We start from the raw sequence: 15563 nt of genomic DNA, 5'->3' as shown, positions 1-15563 counted from the left end.
AATTGTTAAAAGAAAATTGTTATGAAATTAGTTCAACTGACCCTATTACTAGGTGCCACCTTATTGGCAACCAGCTGTCAATCCAAAGCCAAAAAAAATATACTTCCGGAACTTTCAGATACCACCAAAGCTACCGTTGATAAAAGTCAAAAAACGGAAAAACTTACACCTCAGCAACTAGACAAATATGAGACCGCATATTTTGCAAGTGGTTGTTTTTGGTGTGTAGAGGCCATTTTTGAAAGTGTTAAAGGAGTAAAAGAGGTCATTTCCGGATATGCGGGGGGTACACAGAAAAATCCGACTTACGAACAAGTGGGTTATGGAAAAACGGACCATGCCGAAGCGGTTGAAGTGTATTATGACCCTAAGGAAATTTCGTTTACACAATTGGTACAGGTGTTTTTTGGATCTCATGACCCTACTCAATTAAACAGACAAGGACCAGATCGTGGTAGGCAATACCGTTCAATAGCCTTTTATAAAACGGAAGAACAAAAAAAAATCATTGAAAACTATATGAAAGCACTAACCGATCAAAAGGTTTATGACAATGACCCCATTACTACCGAGGTTACCAAGCACACTATATTCTACAGAGCAGAGGACTACCATCAGGACTATGAAAAAAACAATCCAAACAATTCATATATACGCAATGTATCCATACCAAGGCTAAACAGGTTTAAAGAAAATTTTGGAGATTATTTAAAGGTAGATGCCCACTAGTAGACTCCTAAAAAATTACTATATTCAAGCGCCCTATCTTGGGCGCTTTTTTATAAATCAAAATTTACCAAACCAATGAAATCAACAATCAATTACTTGCTATGTACCGTAGCCCTAACAACACTACTATATAGCTGTCAGCAAGAACCAAAGGATGATACCCCATGGGTTAATCTATTTGATGGAGAAACTTTAAATGGATGGACACAATTAGGTGGTGAAGCTACCTATACCATAAAGGACAATGCCATTGTGGGTACTACCGTGCACAACACACCAAATTCATTTATGACGACGGATAAAATGTACGGGGACTTTATCTTGGAACTGGACTACAAAGTAGATCCTAGTATGAATTCCGGTGTACAGATAAGAAGCAACAGTTTACCGCACTATATGGATGGTCGCGTACATGGATATCAAATAGAAATTGACCCTTCGGAAAGGGCATGGAGTGCCGGTATTTATGATGAGGCCAGACGTGGTTGGCTAAATCCTATGACCGATAACCCTACCGCGCAACAAGCGTTTAAACAAAATGATTGGAACCATTATAGGATAGAGGCCATTGGAGATACCATAAAAACATGGATCAATGATGTACCTGCGGCTCATTTAATAGATGATAGGACATCAGAAGGTTTTATAGCGCTACAGGTACACAGCATATCCGATGAGCAAAAAGATGGAACGGATATTATTTGGAAAGATATAAAGATATTGACCGATAGTCTATCCAAATATTCTAGACAAACACCAATTCAACCCATAAATACCAAAAATGCCTTAGGAGCGGACGAGGTCAAAAAAGGCTGGAAAATGTTATGGGACGGAGAAACCACCAATGGTTGGAGAGGGGCCCGCTTAGATGAGTTCCCAACAAAAGGCTGGGAGATTAAAGATGGAATACTGACCGTACTTTCCTCTGGTGGTGAAGAATCTGCTGCCGGTGGTGATATTGTGACCAAAGAACTTTATGGCGATTTTGAATTGATGTTGGATTTTAAAATTACCGAAGGTGCCAATAGCGGTATAAAATATTATGTAGATACAGATATCAATAAAGGACCAGGATCTTCTATAGGACTGGAATATCAAATACTGGACGATGCAAGACATCCGGATGCCAAACTTGGAAACCATGAAGGTAGCCGTACCGTATCATCATTATATGACCTTATCAAAGCAGACCCAAACAAACCTATGAACGGCCCGGGAGAATGGAACACTGCCCATATCGTATCTAAGGACAACCACGTAGAACATTACCTTAATGGTATGAAAGTGTTGGAGTACGAACGCAAAAGTGACGATTTTAGAAAATTGGTATCCGAGAGTAAATATGTAAAATGGCCTAATTTTGGCGAAGCTGAAAAAGGTCATATTCTATTGCAAGATCATGGAGATAGGGTATCATTTAAGAATATCAAGATAAAACCAATTGAAAAGGAATAACACATGACGACAAGAAGAAATTTTATCAAAAAAACAACAGCTGGATCTGCAGCCGTTACCTTAGGTGGCTTAGTATTCCCAACTAGTTCATATGCTAATATTTTAGGTGCAAATGACCATATAAATTGTGCAATTATAGGTGTACGTAGCAGGGCAAAGGCACATATAATGGCCATTCATAAAGATAAAAATGCCAAAATCGTTTACTCCTGTGATGTGGACGACGTAATACTTAAGGAACATAATGAATGGTGCCAAGAAACCATTGGCTACATTCCTAAGGTTGAAAAAGATTTTAGAAAAGTATTGGAAGATAAGGATGTTGATGCCGTTTTTATAGCAACCCCAGAACATTGGCATGCTCCTATGGCCATAATGGCCTTACAGGCGGGCAAACATGTATATGTTGAAAAACCCTGTAGCCATAATCCTTATGAGAACGACCTTTTGGTCGCTGCCCATAAAAAGTATGGAAAGAAAGTGCAAATGGGTAACCAACAACGCTCCGCCAAAACATCAATCAGTGCAATCAAGGATATTAAGGAAGGCGTCATTGGCGATGTATATAAAGGAGAGGCTTATTATTCCAACAATAGGGGCTCCATAGGCATTGGCAAGGAAATAGACGTCCCTTCAACATTAAATTGGGATTTATGGCAGGGTCCTGCGCCAAGACAAGCCTATAGAAACAATGTTCACCCTTATAATTGGCATTGGTTCCGCACCTATGGAACTGGGGAAATTCATAATAACGGAACCCATGAGATAGATATTTGCCGATGGGCATTAGGGGTAGACCTTCCCAATAGTGTTACATCGTTTGGAGGAAAATATACTTTTCAAGATGATTGGGAGTTTGTGGACAACCAGCAGGTCACCTATACCTTTGATAATGATAAATTCCTGACATGGACAGGACACAGTAGAGGAATGATGAAACCGGAGAGACCTGGACGAGGTAGTACCATCTATGGTTCTAAAGGAACCATTATGCTAGACCGTAATTTCTATCGCCTTTTTGATTTGGAAGGTAACCTTATAAAAGAAGAGTTGGAAGGTGGCACAAGCCTGACAACAAATACTCGTGGAGAAGGTGTTTTGGACATTAACCATATCTCTAATTTCTTTGCGGGCATACGTGAGGACAAAAACTTAAATTCTGATATTAGGGATGCCAGTATTTCTACCATGTTGTGCCATTTGGGCAATATGGCCCAAGACGCGGGAGAAACCATACAAATAGATGCAAAGACCGGTAAAGTAACCAATAACGACAAAGTAATGGAGTCTTGGAAGCGTATCTACGAAAATGGTTGGGAACCAAAATTATAAAAAAACCCACCTATCCGTTAAACTATTATGACTATAACAGCCTGCACCATCGTCATAGATGCTGCAGGCTGTTTTCTTTCTAAAGGTCAATGTCTTTCATATAGTAGTGTGCTTAAAATCTTACTTCTCAATAAAATACTATCTTTGAACTTAAGATTTCAAACCTTTACGTTATGAAATGGACTCTCATTTTGATTGTCTTGGTATCCCTTTTATCATGTAGTGATATCGAAAAAAAGAAAGATACCCATATTTCCACCGTTACCTATATAGAAGATGCGCCCAAGTTAGATGGTAGGCCAATTGAAAATTTCTGGAATACCCTAGAGTGGTATCCCATTGATCAAAATTGGATAGGCGGCCCGTTTGAACATACGGATTTCAACGGTAAATATAGAATAGCTTGGAAAGAAGAAGGATTATACCTGCTTTTAGAAATTGTTGATGATTCTATTTATAAACAGGCCAAAGACCCACTGAAACTTTGGTGGAACGATGATTCTGTTCTAGTCTATGTTGATCAGGACAATTCTGGTGGGCTACACCGCTTTAATAGCAATGCCTTTACCTATCACGTTGCATTGGATGGCAATGTGGTTGATCTTGCAGAAGACAAGGAAGCCCATTTTTTTAATGATCATATAATTTCTGCTCATAAAACCGAAGGAAACACGACCTACTGGGAGCTATTGGTGAAAGTATATCCGGATACCTATACAACAAGTTCAAATGTAGAACCGGCAGTTTTAAAAAAGGGTGATAAAATTGGTTTTGCCTTGGCCTATGGAGATAATGACCAAAGTGAAAAGAGGGAAAATTTAATTGGATCTGTCTTTATTCCCGGAGAAGATAAAAATCAAGGTTGGATCAATGCAAACTCTTTTGGCACATTGATTTTGGATAAGTAGTTATTGAACAACAACTTCACTATAATCAGAAGTAATCATTATAGACCTACCACTGTTGTCATTTAAGTGATAACCTTTACTAATTCTTGTGGACCCATTGATGGTCTCTTTTAAGTTCAACCCTTTGGGCCTGTCAAAGGTTGAGGAATTTCCTTTTACGTATATATCACTGGCCACCTTTGGGAGTGCCAATCTAAATTCCGCATTTTTTAGACTAATATCCAAATCCTTAAAATCAGGGCCGAGCTCAAGAATATGCACCGCACCAAAATTATTTTTTACAAGGGCGCTTTTAAGTAATTTTTCTATGGTTACTTCTGAGGAAACGGTTTCTAACTGTAGCTGTACAACTTGATTCAAGGAAATTTGTTCAGAATAAGACGTACTCAATTGACCATGGTTCCATTGAGCAACGGTCACCGGGGAATAAGAAGCACAAACATTGGTTTCCTTACCATCTATACTATTGGCCCAAAGGCTTGAATGCGAAAGTTTCGCATTCAAGTTTTTGGTATTGGCCGCCAATTTAACCTCCCCATGCCTTACATCCATTTTAATTCGGGTAGACTTAGGTAAACTAATCTTTATGGTTTTCTTTATTTTATAGTTTTTAGTGCCTTGATCGGTATTTAGATAAAAAATATTGGGTGCACTCCTTAAACTGTCTCTTCGTACAAAAAAACTTGTCCTTATTGAGTCTCGTTTCACCATTTGGTTGGCACGGACCTCTTCTCGCTCCTTAAGTCGTTGTTCCATCTCTTCCGCACGTTCCTCAAACCTTTTTTGACGTTGTTCATTCTGTTCCTCTAAACGTTGCTCCATTTCCTCTGCGCGTTTCTCCATCTTTTCCGCCCATTCCTCCAATCGTTTTTGATGTTCCTTATCAAAACTTTTTTCAAAATTCTTTTGCCACTGCTTCATGTATTTATCACCATCTTTCTCAAAAGCCTCATAGTCAAACGAAAATGCTTCCGTTTGTGGTAATGGGGGCATACTTGGAAAGGGGGCAACTTGTGGCATACTCATGACAAAAGTGGCAATTTCCGGTATTTCTATATGAAGGTCGTTGTGGTCAAACTCAGTGCCTTCCATAGCAAAAAACCTGTTGTTCTTAGATTTAGTTGATATTGAGATGTTGCTGCTGTTTCCTAATATTTCAATAGGATTTCCTTTAAAATACGCTTCGGCTTCTTCCTTTGTTGCACCTTCAAGGGTAATGGTTGCGGTTATGGCAACTTCGTCCTTGCCCCAGGTTTCAAATTCTATATCGGCATAGCTGGTATTGATTTCCAATACGGCATCATCTGCCACATTATAGCGTTCTTTATAGGTTTTACTTTCTGTTTGGGCAAGTAGCCCCAAAGGCATTAATAGTCCCAGCACAATGATGAGTTGCGCCGATACAGTTTTACATGATCTGTTCATTTTTTGATTGTTTTAAATCGTTTAACTTCTTTTTTAGTTTTTGTAATAATTGTAAGCGTAATTGTAAATTTTCTATAAGAGCTGTTATGGTCTGGTCATTGGGTCCCAATTCCTTTAATTCGGTATTAAGGTTTTTATACTCCATGTTCAAGTTGTTCAACTGTTCCATATAACTATCGATCAAATCCTTATTGTCCGTAGAAAACTGAAGTTTGGATAATTCAATATTGATATTTGCCATATAAAAATTTTCTACCTTTTTTAGGTCTGGGGACAGATCGCCAAATGTAAATTCCCGATCAGGTAAATTCTCCTCCGTATTAACCACTGCCGGTTGTTCAACATTTCTGTTTGTATAGGTATATCCTAGACCAATACCCAATAAGATTACAATAGACGCCGCCATAAATAGCCAAGACCTATTTTTCTTTTTACCTATTGGCAATTCTTTTTCCAGTTTTTGCAAAAAGCGTGCTTCATGTCCCGTCTTCAAGGCACATCGTTCATCTTTATGATGCGTCTTAAACATTTCCCTAAGATCCTGTTCCATATCTATTTGCTTTTAATACTTCTTTTAAGATTGCCTTCCCCCTTAATAATCTTGTTCTACATGCGGTTTCGGAGATATTCAATACCTGTGCAATTTCTTGATGGTCATATCCTTCAATTAAATACATCAATACCACACATCTGTAGGTAGCCTGTAGATTATCTATGGCTTTTTTTACTTCATCAATAGTAATCGTAGCCTCAATATTCCAATTTTCATCATCATCCTTGTTCTGCATATAACCCTCATCCAAAGAAACCAAATACTCTTTTTTTGATTTAAGGAAGTCGATACATTTATTGATGACGATACGTTTTAACCAAGCCCCAAAAGTCACATCTCCCTTAAATTGATCAAGTTTTTGAAAAGCCTTTATAAAGGCCTCCTGCAAAACATCCTCCGCATCATCCGCATCCTTAACAAAACGCATGGCAACGATATACATTCCTTCACAATACTTCCTATACAGTTGTACCTGTGCAGACCTATCGTTTGCTTTGCATTTCTCTACAACATTGCTTTGAAACATTGGGTAAAAAGATTGGTTTTTGGTTGTTGTTATTTTAAAGACGATAGAAAAAAAAGGATGTTGCAAAAATCTTTATTTTTACAACTTATTTTTAAAATTTCCCTTTGAAACAAGTTACGATTTCCAATAGGTTTATGACACTTATGGTGTTGGATTATGGCGCTACAATTCAAAAATTGCTCGTAAAGGGTAAGGATGGGGAATTTACGAATGTTGTAGCCGGTTTTAACCATCCCAGTAGATACCGTTTGGACGAAAATATACTGGGCGCAAGTGTGGGTAGGTATGCAGGCAGAATTTCCAGAGGTGGGTTTGATTTGGATAGGGAAAAGTTTTTTCTCTATCAGGAAGATGGGGTTCACTTACACGGGGAAAAGAGGGCTTTCATCAAAAATATTGGACAATTGATGAAGTCAATACCACAGATAACCCTTTCGTAAAACTAACCTATTACAGTAAACACTTAGAAGAAGGCTATCCTGGCAATTTAACAGTTAGTGTTACCTACAGGCTAATGGATAATGCCTTGCAGGTCATTTATGAAGGTACTACGGACAGAAGCACGGTCATTAATCTTACCAACCATTCCTATTTTAAATTAGATAAGGACCCCTTCATTGATGAATGCGAACTGCAATTAAATTGTCCATACCGATTAGAAACTAAAGAAAACCATTTACCCACGGGTAATTTAATACCGGTTAGAAAGACCGACTATGATTTTTTATTACCTAGAAAAATTGGACTGCAACGTTTCAATACGGTATTTGTCAAAGATTTGGGAAACGAAAAAGTAGCGGAATTAAGATCTAGGACATCTGGTATTCATATGAGGGTATATACCAACCAACCCGCGGTGGTCGTTTATACACCAACCGAATTTCCAGGAATCTGTTTTGAAACACAAAATTATCCGGATGCTCCCAACCAACCGGATTTTCCTAAAAGCGTCTTAAGACCCGGCGATATCTACAACAACATTTCTATCTTTAAATTTGATTTGCAGACCTAGCTGGATAGCTCTTTAAAATAATCACGTGTATGAAGCTGATTAAAAAAATTGTTGTGGTCATGTTGGTACTGGCCGCTCTGGTTTATTTTGTAGCCATACCTTATGTACACCGAGAGACTAAAAAATTTAGTCCCTACAAGACCTCCGTTTTGGAACTTGACAATACCGTTCTAAAAATAGATTATTCCAGTCCGTCCAAAAAAGGAAGGAAAATTTTTGGGGAGTTGGTTCCATATGGCAATGTATGGCGTACCGGCGCCAATGAACCCACTACCATAACCGTTTCCAAACCAATTAAGATTATAGACAAACCACTTCCTGCCGGCACTTATTCACTATGGTCCATACCCAATAAAAAGAGCTGGAAAATAATGTTCAACACGCAAATACCGGATTGGGGGGTTACCCGCATCAATGGCAACCAGACAACCCATGATAGCAACTATGATCTAATAACTGTAGAGGTACCGGTCATAGACCTCCAAAATCCTGTGGAAGATTTTACCATTACTTTTGAAGAACAAACATTACAACAAAAATCACAAAACGTTATAAGTTTAGCTTGGGATACCACCAAAATAATGGTTCCCGTTTACAAATAGTACTTTTGTTGCCAACGGTTAAAAATACACAGCAATGAATCTAGCCAACCTTACTTCTACCGATATTATAGATGGTATTTTTAACAATGACATAGCTCTGGTCAGTAAAGCAATTACGCTTATTGAAAGTACCAAGGCAGAACATCGCACAATGGCAAACGACATAGTGCAAGCGTGTATATCAAATCATAATACTGTAAGAATAGGCATTACAGGAGTTCCAGGAGTGGGTAAAAGTACGTTTATTGAACAATTTGGCACACTGCTCACAAATTTGGGGAAAAAAGTGGCGGTATTGACCGTTGACCCCTCTAGCAGGATAACAAAAGGAAGCATTTTAGGGGACAAAACACGTATGCTGGAATTGGCCAAAAACCCCAATGCCTATATACGGCCATCCGCATCAGGTTCAACTTTGGGAGGCGTTGCACGTAAAACCAGGGAAAGTATTATTGTGCTGGAAGCGGCAGGGTATGATACCATTATTATTGAAACCATTGGCGTAGGCCAAAGTGAAACAGCCGTACATAGTATGGTAGATTTCTTTTTATTATTAAAATTAGCCGGTGCCGGTGATGACTTGCAGGGTATAAAAAGGGGCATCATGGAAATGGCGGATTTAATAGTCATTAACAAGGCAGACGGCAACAATATTAAAAATGCTGAATTGTCAAAGACGGAATTTACAAGGGCCTTACATATGTTCCCTCCTAAGGAAAACGGATGGTCTGCCGAAGTACTTACTTGTTCCGCACTTGAAAACAAGGGACTCCGGAAAATTTGGCAGGTCATTTCAACCTATTGCTCCTTAATGAAAGATTCCGGATTCTTTGCAAAAAATAGGCAAAAGCAAAATGAGCAATGGCTCGTTCAATATTTAGAGCAAGAAGTATTGACCGCCTTCTATGACAACAACAAAACAAAGGAATTACTGCCAGAACTTAAAGATGAAGTAATGAACGGCAAAACATCTCCATTTGCTGCGGCAGAAAAATTATTAAAGTTGCTCAAGTAACAATCCCCACATAGTTACCTACCAGCTTTGCCTTATTATTAAGGATAAAAAACATAACTTTGTCGCTATTCCAAAAACAACCCAATGCAACCTATTACCACTTCCCTACTTTCGGTCGTAGTTCCTTTATATAATGAAGAGGAAAATGTTACTTTACTAACACAAAAGATTCACGAAAGTCTGGTAGGCTATGATTATCAAATCATATATGTGGATGATTTTTCTACGGACACCACCAAAAAAGTAGTGAAATCATTAAAGGATGAAAAAGTCCATCTTATAGAATTAAAGAAAAATTATGGGCAAAGCTTGGCTTTGGCGGCAGGGTTGGACTATGCGGAGGGAGAGTATATCATTACCATGGACGGGGATTTGCAGAACGACCCATCTGATATTCCTGAAATGCTCAGCTATGCCGTAACCGAGGAATATGATGTAGTGACCGGTATCCGTCAAAAAAGAAAGGACTCCCTAGTTAAAAAAATACCTTCAAAAATTGCCAATTTCCTAGTCAGGCGAATTACAAAATTAGATATCAAGGACAATGGTTGCGCCCTAAAGGTCTTTACAAAGGATATTGCCAAAGATTTAAATCTTTACGGAGAAATGCATAGGTTCATTACCCTTTTGGCTCATTTGGAAGGCGGACAGATAAAACAAATCCCCGTAAAACATCACGCACGCCATGCCGGTGTGTCCAAATATGGTTTGGAACGCGTTTTTAAGGTAGTAGCAGATATGATGCTCCTTTTATTTATTCGCAAATATTTTCAACGCCCCATACATCTGTTCGGTATTTTTGGTTTCTTAATGATATTATTGGGAATATTAATCAATGTATATCTATTGATCGTAAAAGTTGGTTTTGGGGAGGATATAGGCACTAGACCCCTATTGATGTTCGGGATGATGTTTATTCTTGCAGGAATTCAACTGTTTACCATAGGAATAGTAATGGAGCTTTTAATACGTACCTATTATGAATCCCAGAAGAAAAGACCTTACCGTGTTAAAAAAGTAAGCGTAGGTGGCCAAATTAAATAAAAAAGTAACCACTGGCATCAAGGTACTGATCAGTGCCCTCTTAATCTATTTCATCTACACCAAGATAAATATTGGTGAGATAAAGAATATTGTACTTGAAAGTGATCCGTTCTACCTGATAATTGCTACTCTTTTTTTTGTTGCTTCAAAAATTATAGCGGCCTTTAGGCTAAATCTTTACTTTCATCAACTTAACGTACCCTTGACCCAACAAAGTAATCTTAAATTGTATGTCTTGGGTATGTTCTACAATCTTTTTCTTCCTGGCGGTATTGGTGGTGATGCTTATAAAGGGTATGTCCTTAAAAAGAATTTTGAGGTATCAACCAAAAAAATAATAAGTGTTTTAATATTAGATCGGTTAGGAGGACTACTGCTACTCTTTATTTTTGCCTGTGGGTTATTGGCAGTAGCAGAAATAGAAAAACTGGTAAATTATAAATGGATTTTTATTCTGGCAATACCACTATCAATTGCGGTCTATTGGTTGCTCAACAAAAAATTCTTTGATTATGTAATTCCTATTTTTTGGAAAACAACATTGTTGTCCGGCTTGGTACAATTGGCACAATTAATCTGTCTATGGTGTATATTAATGGCCCTTAATATTACGTTGCACCAAATCTCCTATCTAATTATCTTTCTTATCTCATCTATTGTTGCCGTACTACCATTGACATTAGGTGGTATAGGTAGTAGGGAGGTAACATTCTTTTATGGTGCCCAATTCTTAGGTTTAGATGAAAATATATCCGTAAGTATCAGTGTTTTGTTTTTTTTGATAACCGCTATAATTTCCTTGTGCGGCATTTGGTATCACTTTAAAAAAATAAAATTGCAAGTAAGAACTTTACACGGTAAAGGTCAATAAATATGTAGTAAGTACATTTTTCCAGTCACCTTTTTCCGGGTATTGGGATTCAGGAATTTACCCTGAAGTCTTGTAATCCTAAATTGGTCAACACTAAATTGGGCATCCCAATCAAAATCTTTGTTTTTCAATAATTCCATTTCATCCTCAGTAACATATACCCAAACATCCTTCTTGTTTTTTAAGGAATCTACCGAAGTTATCTGAACGGGATATTGATTATAAAAGTCCAGGGCCCATGTGAAATCGTCCCCAATTTTATAAATACGATCAACGCGAATATTCTTTTGTTCAACAATTTTAGCCATAGAAGAACCGCCTTGGTATTCCAATAGGTTTGGATAAAAATGCAAGTTTAAAACAGCATTCAATAATACAGAAGCGCAAACGGAAACCGTTATTAGCTTTATATATTCACCTTCCCTCTTCATAGCATAATACACAATGATTATTGCCGCGACGACTAGCGATATATATGCCAGGACACTGTTTAATTTGAATACATAAAAACATATTAAGGCAGAAGCAATGAATACGATTCCAAGTACAAAAAACTGACCTATTTTTAAAATATGAATAGTACGCTGTTGTTGAAGCCTGTAGGTATTATATAAAGATGAAGCAGTTAATACCGCAAATAAAGGAATGGTTATATTTAAATAATGTGGAAGCTTAAATTGGGCAAAACTAATGACCGCAAAAATAAGCGTTATACCGCCCAATGTTAAAAATTCATACTTGGAATCGAATTTTAGCCTAGACTTGAAAAAAGTTTTTAGTCTACCCCAATATGCAGTAATACCAATAATGGTCCAAGGAAGGAAAACCCATAAAAAAGTGTGGAAAAAGAAAAAGAAATCACTACTGTTCTTACCTATGCCCTCACCGCTTAAACGTTCAAAACTTTGTTCCCAAAATATAAAGAAAATACCGCTACGATTGCTTTTACCTCTAATCACCTTTTCCGGATGCAGATCAAACTGCGTGTAATAGGCATATAACATAGGAGTTATTGTAAGTCCAAAAACCAATAAAGCCAAAAGAACCTTCCAACTTAAAAAAGCATTCCATTTTCTAGTGTATGCTATATGACAGATCAAGGGCAAACCAATTACAAGAAGTGCTATTTGCCCTTTGGTAGAAAAGGCCATTCCGGCTGCAAAAGCACCAATGACAATACTACGTACCGATCCATGCTCCACATATTTAGCCAATTGCCAAATGGCCAGTATGCTAAAACCGGTCAAAACAGCATCTGTACGAACATCAATTGCACCTAAAACTATGGTTTGGGCAGTCATGAATATTAAAGCTGCCAATCTACCCACATCTTTGTTATACAGTAAAGCGCCAAGTCCATAACAGCTATAAGCCGCAAGTAACGTTGCCAAAATTCCTGGAATTCTATAGGCCCATGCATGCAAGCCAAAAATTTTGTAGGAAATGGCGGCCAACCAATAATGCATATGGGGCTTATCCAAATATTCATTGGGACCTTTAAAAAGACTTAAAAAGTCATTTTCCTGGACCATCCTCATGGCCATCACGGAAAACTGGGCAGAATCGTTCTCAAACAAGGTTGCAAACATACCGGCCAGGTAGACCAAGAAAATCAAAGCAATTAAAAACCAATACCTTAGATTGGATATCATAGGGAAAATTTGCGAAGTGCAAATATAAATAACTTTATAAACAACCAACCAAACAACGAGCCCAATACCGCACCCGTAAAAATATCAAGCGGAAAGTGAACTCCAATATATACCCTACTATAGGCAACAAGAGCTGCCCATATCAACAGACCAACGCCTATGTACTTAATTTCAGATTTTAATAAAATGCTAAAAAACACGGCTACCGCAAATGCGTTTGCCGCATGGGCGGAAAAATAACCGTATTGGCCTCCACAATAACTTTTTACCAACCGCATTACCGGTGTAATTTCAGGATTGTGACAAGGCCGCAATCTAGCCACGCCATATTTAAAAAAATTGCTTAGTTGATCGGTGACGGTTATGAGCAAGGTAATGGTAACCAATAAAACCAAGGTTTGTTTTAGGCCTAGTTTTTTATAGGCAAGGACCAACAAAAAAATATATAGAGGTAATGCACTTAGCTTATGGGAGACGAACTGAAAAAAAAAATCCCATCGGTCTGTACCTAAACCGTTTAAGAATACAAATAAATCCTTGTCAAAATCTAGTAGTTCTTGAAGCATATTGATTACTCTTCATATCTGGAAACCTCACGATCATAGAATGCAGTGGCGGCCGCAATTAGGTTCTCCGCCTCTTCTTCCAACTCCTTTTCATCTTCTTTTGAAAATTCCTCCAACCATTCTACCTCATCATTTTCCAGATTGATAATAAACCTGGGGAATTCAGTATGTACTACGAAAATTGCGGTAGGAAAATCGGTATTATCACCCAATAAAAATTTCGGAAACTCCATAATCTAAAAACTAATGTTCATTATAATCATATATTGATGGTGCAAACGCTTTAACCAACAATTAATTTTTTTGTCAAATAATTAAATCGAAGATACAACATAATGGCCGATGCCGATAATCCTATAAGTAGCCCGATCCAAATACCCGTGCTTTTAAAAGGTGTGTAGAGCCCTAAATAAAAACTGACAGGAAAACCTATTAACCAATACGCTATAAAGGTTATAATTGTAGGTATGCGTACATCTTGCAATCCCCTTAAAGCTCCTAAAACAACGACTTGTATACCGTCTGAAATTTGAAAAAAGGCGGCTACAAGCAATAATTCAGCGGCCATTATCAACACCTCTGTATTATCCGCCATATTGGCTACATCGTTTACATCTAGGTAGAGCGCCGGAAACCAGTGTCTACCCAAGAGAAAGAGTGCGGCAAAAATAATTTCCAGAAGCAAGGTCAAAAAGAAAATGGATTGTGCAATTCGTCTTAACTCTTTAAAATTGCCCAAGCCTTTTTGATTGCCCACGCGAATCATGGCGGCTATGCCCAGCCCCATACCGAACATAAAGGTCATACTACTCAAATTCAGTGCAATTTGATTGGCCGCCTGAGCATTTTTTCCAAGCACCCCGCTCAGCCATATTGCTCCGGTAAATATGGCCACCTCAAAGAACATCTGCAATGATGAAGGAAAGCCTAAGGCTATAATTTTACGAATAACCTTTTGCTCAATTTTTCTAAAATTGAATCCGGTAACATAATAATTGAATTTTTCCTTACTCTTTAAAATATACCAAATGTAAAGCACCATTAATATTCGTGAAACCAAGGTACCAATAGCTGCACCTATAATACCCATTTTAGGAAAACCAAAATTGCCGAAAATGAAGAGGTAATTTAAAACAATGTTGATGATGTTGGCCACAATGGTAGCATACATAGGATATTTGGTCTGTGACAAGCCTTCCGAAAATTGCTTGAACGCCTGAAAAACGATCAGAGGCACCAAAGAAAAGGCAACCAAATCCAAATAAGGCATGGCAAGTTCTACAACCACCTCGGGCTGCTTCATGGCGTACATTAACGGTTTGGCCACTATAATCAACCCAAATAGGGACAGCCCCAATATGGTGCACAACACCAAACCGTGCTTTAATGCATTCTTTGCATCTTGTTTGTTTTCGGCACCATCAGCTTCTGCAACCAAAGGTGTTATAGCCGTTGAAAAGCCTATTCCCAAAGACATGGCTATAAATACAAAACTATTGCCCAACGAAACTGCAGCAAGTTCTGCGGTACCTAATTGACCCACCATAATATTATCCGCAAGCTGTACAAAAGTGTGGCCCAACATCCCCAGTATTACGGGAACGGACAATTTTATATTGTAGCTAAACTCTTTTGTATATGCTTTGAACAAAACTAAGGAACTAAATTTCGGACAAAGGTACTTCTAATTCCAAAACCTAGGGTAAAGCACCGGACCTTAATACTATTAATTTAAAAACCATTGATTGCATAAGACAGATGTTGGTTAGATATCAATTCCATATCCGAAATTTTAGGATAAATGCGATGTATTTTTTTACGCAATTTTTCTACTTTACAGAACACTATTTTAGCATATAAAACGTTACTGTTG

The 15563-nt window shown here is 37.9% G+C and carries 17 protein-coding genes; 10 read left to right on the top strand and 7 right to left on the bottom strand.

What is annotated here, in order from left to right:
- Window positions 1–21: 21 nt before the first annotated feature.
- From msrA to Q2T41_RS15555, 4 genes are all read left to right on the top strand, one after another.
- A complete protein-coding gene (gene msrA / locus Q2T41_RS15570) occupies window positions 22–729 on the top strand; it encodes a peptide-methionine (S)-S-oxide reductase MsrA (RefSeq protein WP_304436832.1) in 708 nt (235 codons plus the stop codon).
- A gap of 75 nt (window positions 730–804) precedes the next feature.
- On the top strand, window positions 805–2184 hold the full coding sequence (locus Q2T41_RS15565) for a 3-keto-disaccharide hydrolase (RefSeq protein ID WP_304436831.1): 1380 nt from the start codon (window positions 805–807) through the stop codon (window positions 2182–2184).
- A 3-nt stretch (window positions 2185–2187) separates the two neighbouring features.
- Window positions 2188–3516: a Gfo/Idh/MocA family oxidoreductase gene (locus Q2T41_RS15560; protein ID WP_304436830.1), complete on the top strand. Its 1329-nt coding sequence runs from the start codon at window positions 2188–2190 to the stop codon at window positions 3514–3516.
- Window positions 3517–3689: 173 nt separating this feature from the next.
- The gene (locus tag Q2T41_RS15555; RefSeq protein ID WP_304436829.1) at window positions 3690–4424 is read left to right on the top strand and encodes a sugar-binding protein; all 735 of its coding nucleotides are present in this window, start codon (window positions 3690–3692) and stop codon (window positions 4422–4424) included.
- On the opposite strand, the gene Q2T41_RS15550 is transcribed toward Q2T41_RS15555, so the two are convergent.
- Genes Q2T41_RS15550 through Q2T41_RS15540 form a run of 3 tightly spaced genes read right to left on the bottom strand, consistent with a single transcriptional unit; the run spans window position 4425 to window position 6928 of the window.
- The gene (locus tag Q2T41_RS15550) at window positions 4425–5849 is read right to left on the bottom strand and encodes a hypothetical protein (RefSeq protein WP_304436828.1); all 1425 of its coding nucleotides are present in this window, start codon (window positions 5847–5849) and stop codon (window positions 4425–4427) included.
- A complete protein-coding gene (locus Q2T41_RS15545) occupies window positions 5833–6399 on the bottom strand; it encodes a hypothetical protein (protein ID WP_304436827.1) in 567 nt (188 codons plus the stop codon). The genes Q2T41_RS15550 and Q2T41_RS15545 overlap by 17 nt, the downstream gene beginning before the upstream one ends.
- A complete protein-coding gene (locus tag Q2T41_RS15540; protein WP_304436826.1) occupies window positions 6383–6928 on the bottom strand; it encodes an RNA polymerase sigma factor in 546 nt (181 codons plus the stop codon). Before Q2T41_RS15540 ends, Q2T41_RS15545 begins: the two co-directional genes overlap by 17 nt.
- 104 nt (window positions 6929–7032) lie before the next feature.
- Between Q2T41_RS15540 and Q2T41_RS15535 the strand changes: the two genes are divergently transcribed.
- From Q2T41_RS15535 to Q2T41_RS15510, 6 genes are all read left to right on the top strand, one after another.
- A complete protein-coding gene (locus Q2T41_RS15535) occupies window positions 7033–7368 on the top strand; it encodes an aldose epimerase family protein (RefSeq protein ID WP_304436825.1) in 336 nt (111 codons plus the stop codon).
- Window positions 7332–7940, top strand: coding sequence for an aldose epimerase family protein (locus Q2T41_RS15530; RefSeq protein ID WP_304437461.1), 609 nt, complete (start codon window positions 7332–7334; stop codon window positions 7938–7940). The genes Q2T41_RS15535 and Q2T41_RS15530 overlap by 37 nt, the downstream gene beginning before the upstream one ends.
- 29 nt (window positions 7941–7969) lie before the next feature.
- The gene (locus tag Q2T41_RS15525; RefSeq protein ID WP_304436824.1) at window positions 7970–8542 is read left to right on the top strand and encodes a DUF2911 domain-containing protein; all 573 of its coding nucleotides are present in this window, start codon (window positions 7970–7972) and stop codon (window positions 8540–8542) included.
- 34 nt (window positions 8543–8576) lie between these two features.
- Window positions 8577–9557, top strand: a complete 981-nt coding sequence (meaB, locus tag Q2T41_RS15520) for a methylmalonyl Co-A mutase-associated GTPase MeaB (protein WP_304436823.1) — start codon at window positions 8577–8579, stop codon at window positions 9555–9557.
- Between the two features lie 84 nt (window positions 9558–9641).
- Window positions 9642–10601 (top strand): glycosyltransferase family 2 protein, encoded by a 960-nt coding sequence (locus Q2T41_RS15515; RefSeq protein WP_304436822.1) that lies wholly within the window; start codon window positions 9642–9644, stop codon window positions 10599–10601.
- Window positions 10585–11472 carry a lysylphosphatidylglycerol synthase transmembrane domain-containing protein gene (locus tag Q2T41_RS15510; protein ID WP_304436821.1) on the top strand — a complete coding sequence of 296 codons (888 nt, stop codon included), beginning with the start codon at window positions 10585–10587 and terminating at the stop codon, window positions 11470–11472. The genes Q2T41_RS15515 and Q2T41_RS15510 overlap by 17 nt, the downstream gene beginning before the upstream one ends.
- Here the strand turns inward: Q2T41_RS15510 and Q2T41_RS15505 are convergent.
- Genes Q2T41_RS15505 through Q2T41_RS15490 form a run of 4 tightly spaced genes read right to left on the bottom strand, consistent with a single transcriptional unit; the run spans window position 11466 to window position 15341 of the window.
- Window positions 11466–13124: a glycosyltransferase family 39 protein gene (locus Q2T41_RS15505; RefSeq protein ID WP_304436820.1), complete on the bottom strand. Its 1659-nt coding sequence runs from the start codon at window positions 13122–13124 to the stop codon at window positions 11466–11468. The two genes, Q2T41_RS15510 and Q2T41_RS15505, sit on opposite strands and share 7 nt — an antisense overlap.
- Window positions 13121–13690 (bottom strand): phosphatase PAP2 family protein, encoded by a 570-nt coding sequence (locus tag Q2T41_RS15500; protein WP_304436819.1) that lies wholly within the window; start codon window positions 13688–13690, stop codon window positions 13121–13123. The genes Q2T41_RS15505 and Q2T41_RS15500 overlap by 4 nt, the downstream gene beginning before the upstream one ends.
- Window positions 13691–13695: 5 nt before the next feature.
- Entirely contained in the window at window positions 13696–13923 is a 228-nt protein-coding gene (locus Q2T41_RS15495; protein WP_089262132.1) for a DUF8828 family protein, read from the bottom strand.
- A 50-nt stretch (window positions 13924–13973) separates the two neighbouring features.
- Window positions 13974–15341 (bottom strand): MATE family efflux transporter, encoded by a 1368-nt coding sequence (locus Q2T41_RS15490; RefSeq protein ID WP_304436818.1) that lies wholly within the window; start codon window positions 15339–15341, stop codon window positions 13974–13976.
- Window positions 15342–15563 lie beyond the last annotated feature (222 nt).

Source organism: Maribacter confluentis (genome assembly GCF_030505015.1).
GTDB lineage: Bacteria > Bacteroidota > Bacteroidia > Flavobacteriales > Flavobacteriaceae > Maribacter > Maribacter sedimenticola.
This window is presented reverse-complemented; position numbering and strand designations above follow the sequence as displayed.

Coding starts and splice junctions, on each gene's coding strand:
- msrA (WP_304436832.1), top strand. CDS start 22: ATGAAATTAGTTCAACTGACCCTATTACTAGGTGCCACCTTATTGGCA.
- Q2T41_RS15565 (WP_304436831.1), top strand. CDS start 805: ATGAAATCAACAATCAATTACTTGCTATGTACCGTAGCCCTAACAACA.
- Q2T41_RS15560 (WP_304436830.1), top strand. CDS start 2,188: ATGACGACAAGAAGAAATTTTATCAAAAAAACAACAGCTGGATCTGCA.
- Q2T41_RS15555 (WP_304436829.1), top strand. CDS start 3,690: ATGAAATGGACTCTCATTTTGATTGTCTTGGTATCCCTTTTATCATGT.
- Q2T41_RS15550 (WP_304436828.1), bottom strand. CDS start 5,849: ATGAACAGATCATGTAAAACTGTATCGGCGCAACTCATCATTGTGCTG.
- Q2T41_RS15545 (WP_304436827.1), bottom strand. CDS start 6,399: ATGGAACAGGATCTTAGGGAAATGTTTAAGACGCATCATAAAGATGAA.
- Q2T41_RS15540 (WP_304436826.1), bottom strand. CDS start 6,928: ATGTTTCAAAGCAATGTTGTAGAGAAATGCAAAGCAAACGATAGGTCT.
- Q2T41_RS15525 (WP_304436824.1), top strand. CDS start 7,970: ATGAAGCTGATTAAAAAAATTGTTGTGGTCATGTTGGTACTGGCCGCT.
- meaB (WP_304436823.1), top strand. CDS start 8,577: ATGAATCTAGCCAACCTTACTTCTACCGATATTATAGATGGTATTTTT.
- Q2T41_RS15515 (WP_304436822.1), top strand. CDS start 9,642: ATGCAACCTATTACCACTTCCCTACTTTCGGTCGTAGTTCCTTTATAT.
- Q2T41_RS15505 (WP_304436820.1), bottom strand. CDS start 13,124: ATGATATCCAATCTAAGGTATTGGTTTTTAATTGCTTTGATTTTCTTG.
- Q2T41_RS15500 (WP_304436819.1), bottom strand. CDS start 13,690: ATGCTTCAAGAACTACTAGATTTTGACAAGGATTTATTTGTATTCTTA.
- Q2T41_RS15495 (WP_089262132.1), bottom strand. CDS start 13,923: ATGGAGTTTCCGAAATTTTTATTGGGTGATAATACCGATTTTCCTACC.